This window comes from Acinetobacter sp. DL27 (assembly GCF_055810995.1).
This window is the reverse complement of the sequence record NZ_CM147947.1, coordinates 2,584,293-2,598,615: the sequence shown is the minus strand read 5'-3', so window position 1 is coordinate 2,598,615 and position 14,323 is coordinate 2,584,293. Positions and strand designations below refer to the sequence as shown.

The following is a 14,323-nucleotide window of genomic DNA, read 5'->3' as shown; positions in this document are numbered from 1 at the left end:
TAATGACTATGCTTCAAGCGCAATATAAAGACTTATTACAGCATCCAGATATTCGTTTTGATCAGCCTGAAAATGGCGGTTACATCGAAGTCAAAGATGCAGCAACACATGACACCTTGGCATGGGTGAAATCCCATGACCGCGCGTCAGTTGAGCAAGTGATCGCTCGCTCTCAAAAGGCACAAACTGCGTGGAAAGCGCAAACAGCTCTACAACGCGCTGATGTACTTTGGGCTTGGTTTGATTTGATGCAGGAAAATAAAGAGTCATTGGCTCAGATTTTGACTGCTGAACAAGGTAAGCCTTTAGCAGAAGCACGTGGTGAAATTGGCTATGCTGCTTCATTTATTCGTTGGTTTGCAGAACAAGCCCGCCGTATCGATGGTGAAGTGTTGATGCCAACGGTTGCTACTCAGCGTTTGTTGGTAATCAAACAGGCGATTGGGGTTACGGCAGCAATTACGCCGTGGAACTTCCCAGCAGCAATGATCACACGTAAAGCCGCACCTGCAATTGCAGCAGGGTGCTCGATGATTGTGAAACCTGCTGAGCAAACGCCTTTAACAGCTTATGCTTTAGAAGTGTTAGCGCTACGTGCGGGTTTGCCACAAGACGTGTTATTACACATCAGTGGTGATTCAAGCGAAGTGGGTAAAACACTGTGTGAAAGCGACACGGTGAAAAAGTTGAGCTTCACAGGTTCAACTCAAGTTGGTCGTATCTTGATGCAACAATGTGCGCCAACCATCAAAAAACTGTCTTTAGAATTAGGCGGTAATGCACCTGTTTTGGTGTTTGATGATGCCAATCTTGAGCAAGCTGTACAAGGCATTATGGCCAGCAAGTTCCGCAATAGCGGACAGACCTGTGTATGTGCCAACCGTATTTATGTACAAGACGGTATTTACGATACTTTGGTTGAAAAACTGGCAGTTGCTGTAGCGAACTTAAAAGTGGGTGATGGCCGAGTTGAGACTTCAACACAAGGCCCGCTGATCGATGAAGCTGCGATTGAAAAAGTACAGTCGCATATCGCCGATGCCATCAGTAAAGGTGCGCAGGTTAAAACCGGTGGTCAACGCTCAAGCCTAGGTGGAACTTTCTTTGAACCGACACTTTTAATCGAAGTGACGCAAGAGATGAAAGTCGCGAAAGAAGAAACCTTTGGTCCATTAGCACCGTTGTTCCGTTTCAAAACGGAAGAAGAAGCGGTTCAAATGGCCAATGACACTGAGTTTGGTCTAGCAACTTACCTATTTACGCAAAATACCGCACGTCAGTGGCGTGTTGGTGAAGCGCTTGAATACGGTATGGTGGGCATCAACACGGGTGCAATTTCAAATGAAGTGGCTCCATTTGGTGGTGTGAAGCAGTCAGGCTTAGGTCGTGAAGGCTCTAAATTCGGTATAGACGAATATCTCGAAATGAAATATATGTGTGTGGACTTATCTGTTTAAGATAACCCCGCAACCATCAGTTAAAGAATCAGCCTTGCCCATTCAAGGCTGATTTTTTTTGGGCGTATAGATGGGGGAGTATTATTGGGGGATTTATTTTAAGATATTGTAATATCTAACATTAGTCTGACCCTGAAACTTATAGTTATGAGAGGCTTTGTTGCACAAACCTACCGATAAAGTCTTATTCGGCAATATAATTCGCAAATGAATAAGCCCACACCTAAAATCTATCGTACAACCAATTGGTCTTCTTATAACAGTGCATTAATAAATCGAGGAAATCTCTCAATTTGGTTCGATCCCAAGACTCAATGGTACGCTCAACCCAAAGGTAAACATGGTCGAAATCAAACTTATTCAGATACAGCCATCCAATGCTGTCTGATGATCAAATCCCTATTTCGATTGTCTTTACGCATGGTCACTGGCTTTGTGCAAAGTCTCATTCATCTTTGTAGATTAGATTGGACAGCACCAGACTATTCCACCATCTGCAGAAGACAAAAGCATATTGATATTGCAATTAACTATCAAAAAAGCAGTAATGGTCTCCAGCTACTCGTCGATTCTACTGGCTTAAAGTTTCTAGGCGAAGGTGAATGGAAGCGTAAGAAACACCAACCTGAATATCGTCGCCAATGGCGTAAACTTCATATTGGTATAGATGCTGAAACCCTTCAAATACGCGCTATTCAACTCACTACAAATAATGTGAGTGATTCACAAGTGCTTGGTGATTTACTCGATCAGATTCCACAAGATGATCAGATTGACTCTGTTTATACCGATGGAGCTTATGACACCAAGCAATGCCGTCAGGTCATTGCAGATCGGCAAGCGCATGCGGTGATTCCGCCAAGAAAAAATGCGAAACCTTGGAAAGATACAAAGATCAGCTCGCTAGAGCGAAATGAATTACTTCGAACAGTTAAACGTTTAGGCAGGACACTATGGAAAAAATGGTCAGGCTATCATCGGCGAAGTTTGGTCGAAACTAAGATGCATTGCATCAAATTATTGGGGGATAAACTCAGTTCGAGAAACTTTCAAAGCCAAGTCAATGAGATGCATGCACGTGTAGCAGTATTAAATAAATTCACAGAGTTAGGCCGACCTCACACCCAAGTTGCCACTTAAATTTGAGTAGATATGGGAAATCTTAATTTTTAAATCTTTGTGCAACAAAGCCGTTTAGACTTAGATGTTTCTCACTATTCTTAGAAATTATTTGAATCTTAAAATCCTCTATACCCTCAGTCTCTTTATTAACACACCCTCCAATAATAAAACAAACAACAGAAATAAATATAATCTTAAACACAGCCCCCCCTCCAACCAACAGATCATGATTTTAACTTTGTAGAATATTTGACTTCTTTTCGATTGATGAAAGAGACCAAATCTAAAAATGCGCAGTAAATAGGTTTATCATCTTTCATCAGCCATGTTTATTCTAAAATAGAAATACTTTCGCTTTTTAGCAAGTGTGCGTTTCTATATTGATCGAATCATTGATACTTTTTTTTGTATTGAGGGCAGAATGTTCAGGTTGATATTTGAGTGACTTTAAACTTTATAGGTAGAAAGTAAAATACTGGTTTCAGTGTTATAAATACCTGAAATATTTCGAATTCGTTCTAAAATTCGGTCAAAATTCTCTAAGCTATCAGACTTCAATTCTACCAACAGATCCCACTTGCCATTGGTGCTATGTAAGGTATGCACAGCAGGGTCGATTCTGAGCTCTTTGACGACCGCACTGGTCTTGGTGCCTTCGACCATAATATTCATCCATGCACGAATACTATTCTTCTCAGTCCCCGGTTTAATCCGCACCGTATAGCCTGTAATGACGCCACTGGTTTCCAAATATTCAATACGCTTTTGTACCGTATTTCGAGAGATACGGAGCTTGTTTGCAATCTCGGTAATCGAGATACGCGCATTGTCTTGCAGTAAGCCGAGGATTTGACTATCCGTATCATTCATTTTGATTTTTCCTATTATCAATTTGATGAAATTTATTTCATTTTAATCAAAATTACAACTTTTTCGGCGCAGTTTGATTTTTCATACTATGCATATTGAGCAGTATTCACATGAACGTTACATCGAGCTGAGGCGATGTGTTCTGCGGGTGATGTCTCATATCTATTTAATGGATTTGATTCACCAAATTTTCAAAGGGAAACATCATGTCTTTGTCATATGAAATGGACAATAGTGGCGCTTGGCAGACCTATCTTGCACAGATTAACCGTGTTGCGCCATATCTGGAAGACGACTTAATTCCATTCATCGATACTTTAAAGCGTCCAAAGCGCGCTTTGATTGTTGATGTACCAATCGTGATGGACGATGGTTCGATCCAGCACTTCGAAGGTTATCGGGTACAGCACAATTTGTCGCGTGGACCGGGTAAAGGTGGTATTCGTTATCATCCAGACGTAGAACTCAATGAAGTCATGGCACTCTCAGCGTGGATGACGATTAAAACTGCGGTATTAAACTTACCGTATGGCGGTGCTAAAGGTGGTGTTCGTGTAGACCCTCGCAAATTGTCTCCACGTGAACTTGAACGCCTGACTCGCCGTTTTACCAGCGAAATTAGCCTAGTGATTGGCCCACAGGTCGATATTCCTGCTCCAGATGTAGGCACCAATGCAGACATCATGGGTTGGATGATGGATACCTATTCAAGTATCAAAGGTCATACCGTAACAGGTGTGGTGACAGGTAAGCCTGTGCACTTGGGTGGTTCTTTAGGCCGTGTACGTGCAACAGGTCGTGGCGTATTTGTGACTGGTTTAGAAGTTGCTAAGAAAATCAATCTCGCGCTTGAAGGCAGCCGTGTAGCAATCCAAGGTTTCGGTAACGTGGGTAGCGAAGCGGGTTACTTATTCCATAAAGCCAATGCGAAAGTGGTGTGTGTGCAAGACCATACAGGCACGATCTTTAATGCTGAAGGCATGGACGTTAAGCAGTTACAAGACTACGTTGCGATTCATAAAGGTGTAGCTGGCTTCCCAGATGCGACTTTAATTGAAGACGAAGCGTTCTGGTCGGTTGAAATGGATATTTTAATTCCAGCGGCTTTAGAAGGTCAGATTACGCCTGAACGTGCACAAAAATTGACTGCAAAATTAGTCTTGGAAGGTGCGAACGGTCCAACGTATCCAGATGCAGAAGACATTCTATTAGAACGTCAAATTACGATTGTACCTGACGTACTGTGTAACGCAGGCGGTGTAACCGTGAGTTACTTCGAATGGGTTCAAGACATGGCGAGCTACTTCTGGACAGAAGAAGAAATTAACCAACGTTTAGACAAACTCATGATGTCAGCAGTTGAAGACGTTTGGTTCACTGCAAGCGAAAAGCAGTGCAGCCTACGTACAGCAGCATACATCTTGGCGTGTAAACGTATCTTAAAAGCACGTAAAGAACGAGGAATTTTCCCAGGTTAAGGGGAAGTTTCGTGCCCTTCGGGGCACACCACATTATTAGAAAGAACAACATCAGATTTATTAAGGACGAACAAACCATGAACCAGAATAGTCAACCAAATCGCCAAGATTTTAATCAGTACATGGTGCCAGTTTTTGCACCCGCTCAGTTTATTCCTGTGCGTGGCGAAGGTTCTCGTTTATGGGATCAGCAAGGTAAGGAATATATCGATTTTGCAGGTGGTATTGCGGTCAATGCGCTTGGACATGCTCACCCTGTGGCGGTTAAAGCTTTGGTCGAACAAGGTCAAAAGCTTTGGCACATTGGCAATGGTTATACCAATGAACCCGTACTTGCGCTTGCAAAACAATTAGTTGATAACACCTTTGCAGATAAAGTGTTCTTCTGTAACTCTGGTGCAGAAGCCAATGAAGCGGCTTTGAAACTTGCGCGCAAAGTGGGCCTACTTTCAGGCTCTGCACGTAAAAATAAAATTATTGCATTTAAAAATGCTTTCCACGGTCGTACTTTATTTACTGTTACGGCTGGTGGTCAACCGAAATATTCACAAGATTTTGCACCGCTTCCAGAAGGTATTCACCACTTACCATTCAATGATTTAGATGCAGTACGTGAAGCGATTGATGCAGACACGTGTGCGGTGATTGTTGAGCCGATTCAAGGTGAAGGTGGTGTCATTACGGCAAGCCCTGAATTTTTAAAAGGCTTACGTGAACTGTGTGACCAACATGGTGCGGTACTGATTTTTGATGAAGTGCAAACAGGTGTTGGTCGTACAGGTGCTTTATATGCGTATATGAACACTGATGTAACCCCAGACATTTTAACTACAGCTAAAGCACTTGGTGGTGGTTTTCCAATTGGTGCCATGATCACAACAGATAAGTTTGCCAACATGTTTGTGGTGGGTGACCATGGTACGACTTATGGTGGTAACCCATTGGCGTCTGCAGTAGCCAATGCCGTATTTGGTTTGATCAATACCCCAGAAGTGTTGAATGGTGTACGTACACGTGCGCAAATTTTTGCCGACGGTTTAAATCAGTTAAATGCACGCTATGGTCTATTTGAAGAAGTCCGAGGTCAAGGTTTATTAATTGGCTGTGTACTGAAAGCGGAATATGCAGGCAAAGCCAAAGACATCGTGACTTTAGCGGGCGAAGAAGGCTTATTGGCGCTGGTTGCAGGTCCAAATGTCGTTCGTTTCACGCCATCATTAATTATTCCAGAAGCAGATATCGAAGCAGGTTTACAACGCTTTGAACGTGCGCTCGCGCGCTTTGTTGGCGCGTGATAGGCCACTGGTTATGATGATTGTTAGACATGCAGAGCATCGAGATTTAGATGATATCTACATTCTGGCGGGGAAGTCTGGCATTGGCCTGACTTCTTTACCCCAAAATAAAGAGATCTTATCGGCTCGTATTGCACGTACGCAAAAGACTTTAGCGGGTCAGGCAACACCGAGTGAACAGGGCTATTTATTTGTATTAGAAGATACCTTGTTACAACGTGTGGTTGGCGTGAGTGCAATTGAAGTTTCAGTGGGTTTAACTGAGCCTTTCTATAACTACCATGTGGGCAAACAAGTCCATGCCTCACAAACTCTGAATGTTTATAAAACCTTAAATACGCTGTTTTTAAGCAATGACCATACTGGTTGTAGCGAACTCTGCACGCTGTTTTTAGACCCAGAGTACCGCAAAGACCAAAATGGAAAACTGCTGTCGAAGATCCGTTTTCTGTTTATCACAGCTTTCAAACAGGCTTTTCAAAATAAGCTGATTGCAGAAATGCGTGGTTATTCGGATGAAAATGGTCGTTCGCCATTTTGGGATGCCTTAGGCCATCACTTTTTCAATATGGACTTCTCAACTGCGGATTATCTCAGCGGTATTGGGCAAAAAGTCTTTATTGCAGAGTTGATGCCACGTTTTCCTGTGTATATCGACTTGCTGCCGATGGCTGCGCAACAAGTGATTGCACAGGTGCATCCTCAGACTGTTCCTGCCTCTCGTGTGTTGGAGTCAGAAGGGCTGTGTTACCAAGGTTATGTCGATATTTTCGATGCAGGCCCGACGCTTGAAGCCGAAGTCAGTAGCCTGCGTGCAGTCAAAGAAAGTCACACTTGTGCCGTCAAAATTGTCGATAGCGTACCAGAAGGTGCAGGGCGTTATTTGGTGGCGAATGATCGCTATCAAGACTATCGCGCGATTTTAATTCAGCATGCGGCTGAGACAGACAGTTTAAGTTTAACGGTAGAACAAGCGCATGCCCTTGGTGTGCAAGCAGGGCAAAGCATTCGTATGTTGCCTTTAGATAAGATGGAGCAAAAATAATGTCACAAGGGAATTTATATATAAACGGGACATGGTCTCCAGCGCAAGGTGCAGCATGGGACAAACTCGATCCTGTTACGCAAGAAACAATTTGGCATGGTACAGAAGCAACAGCTGAGCAAGTTGAACAGGCTTGTCAGTCTGCACGCGCAGCATTTGCCGCTTGGGCACGCCGTCCTTTAGCTGAGCGCCTTGAAATTATTCAACGATTTGCCAGCTTGTTAGAACAAAATAAACAACAGCTTGCAACGATTATTAGTCGTGAAACCAGTAAGCCGATTTGGGAAACGTTGACTGAAGTCCAGTCAATGATTGGCAAAGTGGGGATTTCAGTACGTGCTTATCACGAACGTACAGGTGAAAGTCTGACGGAAATGCCAGATGGTGCAGCGTCTTTACGTCACCGCCCACATGGGGTATTGGCTGTATTCGGCCCGTATAACTTCCCAGGTCACTTACCCAATGGGCACATTGTTCCTGCGCTGATTGCAGGGAACACTTTGGTCTTTAAACCAAGTGAATTGACGCCGTGGACCGCAGAAGAAACAGTCAAATTATGGCAAGAAGCAGGCTTACCAGCAGGCGTATTGAACTTGGTGCAAGGTGGTCGTAGCACAGGTGAGGCACTTGCGCAGTCGCATGAAATTGATGGCTTGTTGTTCACAGGCAGTGCCAATACAGGTTACCACCTGCATAAACAATTGGCTGGTGCTCCAGAAAAAATTCTTGCTCTAGAAATGGGCGGTAACAACGCATTAATTATCGATGAAATTGCCGATATTGATGCGGTGGTGAACTTAACCGTCCAATCTGCCTTTATTTCTGCAGGTCAGCGCTGTACCTGTGCACGCCGTTTGATTATCAAAAATGGTGCAGCAGGCGATGCCTTCATTCAACGTTTGGTTGAAGTCAGCCGTAATTTGGTGGTGGGTCAGTGGGATGCTCAGCCACAACCGTTTATGGGTGGTGTGATTTCATTGCATGCTGCACAGCAAATTTTACAAGCACAACAACGTTTGGTGGATTTGGGCGCTGAGGTGTTATTGCCTGTCACTCAAGCGGATGTCAACAGCAGCTTATTAAGTCCGGGTCTTTTAGATGTGACCCATATCAGCGATGTGCCAGATGAAGAATATTTTGGCCCATTGAGCTGTATCTATCGTTATGACCATTTCGATGAAGCTTTGGCACTAGCGAATGGTACTCGATTCGGTTTGTCGGTGGGTCTAGTTTCACCAGACCGTGAACTGTTTGATCGCTTATTGATTGAAGCCCGTGCAGGCATTGTGAACTGGAACAAACCGTTAACAGGCGCGTCAAGTGCTGCACCCTTTGGTGGTGTAGGTGCATCAGGGAATCATCGTGCCAGTGCCTTCTATGCCGCAGATTATTGCGCATGGCCAATGGCATCATTGGAAAGTCAGCAGGTAAGCCTACCTGAAAAATTATCGCCAGGCATTGTGCTGTAAGTCGACAAAAAGGGAGTTTAGAAATGTCAGGCTATGAAATTAATTTTGATGGTTTAGTCGGTCCAACGCATCACTATGCGGGATTGTCATTCGGAAACGAAGCATCCACCAAAAACCAAAATAATCTTTCCAACCCGAAGTTGGCTGCCAAGCAAGGTCTGTTAAAGATGAAAGCTTTGGCCGACATGGGCTTAAAGCAAGGTGTATTTGCACCGCAAGAACGCCCACATGTCCCGACTTTGCGCAAATTGGGGTTCCGTGGGGATGATCACAGTGTGATTGAACAAGCGATGCGAACTTCGCCTGCATTATTATCCGCTTTGAGTTCTGCATCGTGCATGTGGACTGCCAATGCAGCAACGGTTTCACCGTCGGCGGACAGTGCAGATGGCCGTGTGCATTTTACTGCGGCAAATTTGAACAACAAATTCCACCGTTCAATTGAGCATGACACCACGTCTCGCGTGATGGCAGCCATGTTTAAGGATGAGCGTCACTTCGCCCATCATGAAGCACTGCCACCTGTGGCTTTGTTTGGTGATGAAGGTGCGGCGAACCATAACCGTTTAGGCGGTGCTTATGATCAAGCCAGCGTGCAAGTGTTTGTCTATGGTCAGCAGTTCCTCGGTGGTGGTATTGGTCCGAAACACTATCCTGCACGCCAGTCGCGTGAGGCGAGTGAAGCAGTGGCACGTTTACATCAGCTCAAAGCGGAACAAACAGTGTTTGTACAGCAGAATCCCGATGTGATTGACCAAGGTGTCTTCCACAACGACGTGATTGCGGTGAGTAACCAAAACGTCCTGTTTCACCATCAGCATGCATTTTTGCATCAATCTGAAGCATTGTCAGAAATTCGCGAAAAAATGGCGCGCTTGGGTCAAGAATTCGTGTCCATTGAAGTGCCTGATCAGCGTGTTTCGGTTAAAGATGCGGTCAATACCTATTTGTTCAATAGCCAATTGCTCACGCGTGCCGATGGCGGTATGAGCATTGTGGTGCCTGAAGAGTCACGTCAAAACCCAGCAGTGTGGGGCTATTTAAACGACATGATCCAAATGGGCACGCCGATTGATGACATCAAAGTCTTCGACCTGCGTGAAAGTATGCGCAATGGCGGTGGTCCTGCATGTTTACGTTTACGTGTGGCGGTGAATGAAGCGGAGTTGAATGCAATCAATCCAAACCTGTTCATGAATGATGCCTTGTTTACCCGTTTAAATGCGTGGGTGGATCAATACTATCGTGACCAGTTGGCGCAGCAAGATTTGGCTGACCCGCAATTACTGATTGAAAGCCGTACTGCGTTAGATGAACTGACGCAAATTTTGAACTTAGGTTCGGTGTATCACTTCCAACGTTAAGCAATCGTGCAGGGAAAGCAGATGATAGATTTTCTAGGTGATGTTTTAGCACAACGTGTCCCGACTGTAGCGTATGGCGTACAGCATGATTTTTGTTGGGAGTGGTTGGCTGAAGGTGTTTTATCTTTTACGCCGAAACAGGCTTATGAAAAAGCGGTCGTGCTTTCCGCGGGTGTGCATGGCAATGAAACTGCGCCAATCGAGTTGTTGGCGCAGCTGAGTCAAGATTTGTTTGCAGGGGCATTAGAGCTCAAGGTTAAGTTATTACTGATTTTAGGTAACCCTATCGCGATTCGCACAGGGCAACGTTATGTTGAAAATGATATGAATCGCATGTTCTGCGGGGCCTATCAACAATTTACCGACACAGTTGAAGCGCAGCGGGTGGCGGTCTTAGAACAGATCGTCACCGCTTTTTTTAATGATAGTCCAGCTCAAGTACGGCGCTATCATTACGATTTGCACACTGCAATTCGCCCATCTTTGTTGCCGACTTTTGCCTTATTTCCTTATCAAACCCATGACTATGATGCTGCGATGTTGGATAGCCTAAAAGCTGCGGAACTAGATGCCTTGGTGTATCACAATGCAGTAGGCCGTACCTTTACGCACTTTAGCAGTTCTCAGTTTCAAGCAGCCAGTTCGACCCTCGAACTTGGTCATGCCAAACCCTTTGGACAAAATGATTTGGCGGCTTTCGCCGCGATTAATCATGTGCTTCGCGCCGTGGTGAGTGAACAGTCCTTACCTGTACGTCAGAAACAAGCAATTCAAACTTTTCGAGTCGTTGATTCGATCATCAAAACTGAAGATGACTTCCAGCTTAATTTGGCAGATTCTGCACCTAATTTTTCCGTGTTCGAAACCGATGCCGTGATTGCTCTACAACAGGGCAAACCGTATGTGACTGCACCTGAGCAGGTTCGAATTTTATTTCCGAATACTCAAGTGAAAAAGGGATTAAGAGCAGGGCTGATATTAACTGAGATTCATCCTTGATGATTTCAGTTAATTTATTAAATGTGATGATGGTGGTTTATCGAACTTAAGTCGTTAAATTAATTTTCAATGGAATTGAATATATGGATATTGAGAAAAATATTAATTCAATATTTTCATCTGTCGATCATAAGGGGACTTATAATCGATGGATGATTTTGCGTTGTGTTTTAACTAAGCTATTGTTTTTTAATATTAAATAATTATATTAGGCATGGTTTTTGCAGCCTGTGTGAGTATTATTTTGCCGCCATAAAGAGATAAATAGTGTGGCGCTGAATAATAAAAATTAATGTTATTGAAAAATAATATGTAGCTTAATTTGGGACTGAGATGAAATAAGGAATTATCTAAATCTGAGTCCCATATTTACACCCATTGGGTTGTAAATTGGAGTAAAAACATGATGAATGGAAAACAGACCCATCAACAAAAAGAGCCCTTAGAAGGTGATTTACTGGGTGGACATCATTACGAGTCAGTTGAGGAAGAACAACTGCAACGCTCACTGACCAATCGTCATATTCAGATGATTGCGATTGGTGGTGCGATTGGTACGGGTCTTTTTATGGGGTCGGGCAAGACACTCGCTGTGTCGGGTACTTCGATCATCTTAACTTACCTCATTATTGGCTTCTTCTTCTTCTTCGTCATGCGTGCGATGGGGGAACTACTGCTTTCTAATACCAATTACAAATCTTTTGCAGACTTTGCAACGGCTTATTTGGGACCGTGGGCAGGGTTCTTTTTAGGTTGGTCGTACTGGCTCAGTTGGATTGTCACCGCAATTGCAGATGTGATTGTGATTGGAGGTTATGCACAGTTTTGGTATCCCGATCTCCCCGCATGGATACCCGCCTTCACCTCCATTGCCATTTTGACTTTATTGAACTTTGTTGCGGTAAAACTGTTTGGTGAAGTGGAGTTCTGGTTTGCTTTAATTAAAATTATCGCGATCATTATGTTCCTCTTGGTCGGTGTCTATCTGATTACGATTGGTTTTGTCTCTCCAGATGGTGTGAAAGCGTCTTTAGCACATGTGGTCGAGAAAGAGTCGCTGTTCCCTTATGGTTTAACGGGCTTCTTGGCTGGTTTCCAAATCGCAGTATTTGCCTTTGTTGGTATTGAATTGGTGGGTACCACAGCAGCAGAAACTAAAGATCCGCATCATGCTTTACCACGCGCGATTAACTCAATTCCATTACGTATTTTATTGTTCTATATCGGTGCTTTGGTTTGTATTATCGCAGTCACTTCTTGGTCGCAGATTTCACCTGACAAGAGTCCATTTGTTGAAATGTTTACTTTAATTGGTTTGCCCGCAGCAGCCAGTATTGTCAACTTTGTCGTGGCTACTTCAGCGATGTCTTCCGCGAACAGCGGTGTGTTTGCCACCAGTCGTATGTTGTTCGGTTTAGCGGTAGAAAAAGATGCACCGAAAAGCTTTGCTCGTCTGTCGAAAAGTAAAGTGCCAGTACTCAGCTTAATGTTCTCGATGTTCTGTGTGGTGGTGGGTACTTCAATTTTGTTCATTGTGCCTGATGTCATGACGGCATTTATCATCATTTCAGCCTTCACTTCGATTTTGTGTATTTTCACCTTTGCCATGATTATTTTGTCGTACTTGGCTTATCGCAAAAAAGCGCCTGAATTGCATGAACAGTCGGCGTATAAAATGCCCGGTGGACGTTTTATGGCATGGTTTACCTTGTTGTTCTTAATCTTTGTGGTCGCGATTTTGGCGCTCGATCATGACACCATGATTTCTTTGGCGTTCTCACCAATTTGGTTTATTGGACTGGGTATTGCTTATTACTATAAAACGAAAAAATATGCTGAGCGTAACTGGATTTTGACCCATGGTCGCCGCATTGAACAGGATGAAATGCCAGAAAATAATTAAGGAGCAGAGGGGAATATTCCCCCTTTATTTTTATCGCAAAACAGAGGGATTTATTTTGAAAAAAGCAACACTTTGGGCATGCATATTGGGTGCTGGATTACTACATATACAGAGCAGTTTTGCCGCACCGTTATTGACGCCACATCTTTCAGCGACACAAGTGGCAGCACCACAGGCCAATGCATGGGTTGAAATTAATGTTCAGACCTTCGAGCAGAATATTCAGACCTTACAACAGCAACTACAAGACAAAAGCCAGATTTGTGCGGTCATGAAAGCCGATGCTTATGGTCACGGAATTGAACTGTTGATGCCAAGTATTATCAAGTTGAATGTGCCCTGTGTTGGCATCACCAGTAATGCTGAAGCAGCGATGGTGCGCAAGTCTGGTTATCAGGGACGGCTGTTAAGACTACGTGCTGCGACTGATCAAGAAATCCAAAATGCTGCTTCCTTAAACATGGAAGAGTTGTTGGGGAACTATGAACAAGCACAGCGCCTGTCAGAATGGGCAAAACAACAAGGTTTAACCCTTGCGTATCATTTGGGTTTAAATGCAGGGGGTATGGACCGAAACGGTTTAGAGCTGGACAGTGCACTAGGTAAACAGGAAGCGCTACGCATGACCAAACTGCCAAATTTAAAGCTGGTGGGCATCATGACGCATTATGCTGTGGAAGATGAAAAATATGTGCGTGAACGTTTGGCTGTCTTTAACCAGCAAACAGAGTGGTTAATTAAAAAAGCCAAATTAAAGCGAGAAGCGCTGACTTTACATACTGCAAATTCTTTTGCGACCTTGACGGTTCCAGAGTCACACCTAGATATGGTACGTGCAGGCGGTGTGATTTATGGTGACAGCCTGCCAGATCGAGTTGAATATAAAAAGCTGATGACCTTTAAAACTCAAGTGGCAACAGTCAATGCCTATTTGAAAGGCACAACAGTTGGCTATGACCAAACGTATACTTTGAAGCGTGATTCACTATTGGCGAACTTGCCGCTTGGTTATTCAGATGGTTATCGACGGGCATTTAGTAACAAAGCCTATGTACTGATTCGAGGGCATAAAGTGCCTGTAGTCGGGCGTACCTCCATGAATACTACTATGGTGGATGTCACTGATTTTCCAGATATTCGTGCCAATGATGAAGTGGTTCTGTTTGGCGAACAAGGGGGCGCAATAGTGAAGCAAAGTGATTTGGAAGAATACAATAGCGCTTTGCTGGCAGATGTCTACACCATGTGGGGTAACTCTAATCCGAAAGTTGTGGTGAAATAATATTTTCAACAGAAAATGCTGTACGTGCTGAAGTGTGTA

General features: G+C 43.9%; 11 protein-coding genes. 10 read left to right on the top strand and 1 reads right to left on the bottom strand.

Features of this window, described 5'->3' with window-relative positions:
- The first annotated feature begins 8 nt into the window (after nucleotides 1-8).
- On the top strand, nucleotides 9-1,457 hold the full coding sequence (locus tag AC0KVP_RS12570) for an NAD-dependent succinate-semialdehyde dehydrogenase (RefSeq protein WP_473340521.1): 1,449 nt from the start codon (nucleotides 9-11) through the stop codon (nucleotides 1,455-1,457).
- Between the two features lie 207 nt (nucleotides 1,458-1,664).
- Nucleotides 1,665-2,597, top strand: a complete 933-nt coding sequence (locus AC0KVP_RS12565; protein ID WP_473336427.1) for an IS5 family transposase — start codon at nucleotides 1,665-1,667, stop codon at nucleotides 2,595-2,597.
- A gap of 429 nt (nucleotides 2,598-3,026) precedes the next feature.
- Here AC0KVP_RS12565 and AC0KVP_RS12560 read toward each other — a convergent pair whose 3' ends face one another.
- On the bottom strand, nucleotides 3,027-3,449 hold the full coding sequence (locus tag AC0KVP_RS12560; RefSeq protein WP_004981435.1) for an Lrp/AsnC family transcriptional regulator: 423 nt from the start codon (nucleotides 3,447-3,449) through the stop codon (nucleotides 3,027-3,029).
- A 203-nt stretch (nucleotides 3,450-3,652) separates the two neighbouring features.
- Between AC0KVP_RS12560 and AC0KVP_RS12555 the strand changes: the two genes are divergently transcribed.
- The 8 genes from AC0KVP_RS12555 (at nucleotide 3,653) to alr (ending at nucleotide 14,284) form a co-directional block, all read left to right on the top strand.
- Complete coding sequence (locus tag AC0KVP_RS12555) at nucleotides 3,653-4,927, top strand: Glu/Leu/Phe/Val family dehydrogenase (protein ID WP_171065411.1); 1,275 nt, start codon at nucleotides 3,653-3,655, stop codon at nucleotides 4,925-4,927.
- Between the two features lie 77 nt (nucleotides 4,928-5,004).
- Nucleotides 5,005-6,222 (top strand): aspartate aminotransferase family protein, encoded by a 1,218-nt coding sequence (locus AC0KVP_RS12550; protein ID WP_201706150.1) that lies wholly within the window; start codon nucleotides 5,005-5,007, stop codon nucleotides 6,220-6,222.
- 13 nt (nucleotides 6,223-6,235) lie between these two features.
- Nucleotides 6,236-7,267 (top strand): arginine N-succinyltransferase, encoded by a 1,032-nt coding sequence (gene astA, locus AC0KVP_RS12545; RefSeq protein ID WP_183173262.1) that lies wholly within the window; start codon nucleotides 6,236-6,238, stop codon nucleotides 7,265-7,267.
- Nucleotides 7,267-8,736 carry a succinylglutamate-semialdehyde dehydrogenase gene (astD, locus tag AC0KVP_RS12540; protein WP_183173261.1) on the top strand — a complete coding sequence of 490 codons (1,470 nt, stop codon included), beginning with the start codon at nucleotides 7,267-7,269 and terminating at the stop codon, nucleotides 8,734-8,736. Before astA ends, astD begins: the two co-directional genes overlap by 1 nt.
- Nucleotides 8,737-8,759: 23 nt before the next feature.
- A complete protein-coding gene (gene astB, locus AC0KVP_RS12535; RefSeq protein WP_183173259.1) occupies nucleotides 8,760-10,100 on the top strand; it encodes an N-succinylarginine dihydrolase in 1,341 nt (446 codons plus the stop codon).
- Nucleotides 10,101-10,121: 21 nt separating this feature from the next.
- Entirely contained in the window at nucleotides 10,122-11,099 is a 978-nt protein-coding gene (astE, locus tag AC0KVP_RS12530) for a succinylglutamate desuccinylase (RefSeq protein ID WP_183173258.1), read from the top strand.
- A gap of 403 nt (nucleotides 11,100-11,502) precedes the next feature.
- A complete protein-coding gene (locus tag AC0KVP_RS12525; RefSeq protein ID WP_168158444.1) occupies nucleotides 11,503-13,002 on the top strand; it encodes an amino acid permease in 1,500 nt (499 codons plus the stop codon).
- A gap of 55 nt (nucleotides 13,003-13,057) precedes the next feature.
- Complete coding sequence (alr, locus tag AC0KVP_RS12520; protein ID WP_473337043.1) at nucleotides 13,058-14,284, top strand: alanine racemase; 1,227 nt, start codon at nucleotides 13,058-13,060, stop codon at nucleotides 14,282-14,284.
- Nucleotides 14,285-14,323: the final 39 nt, after the last annotated feature.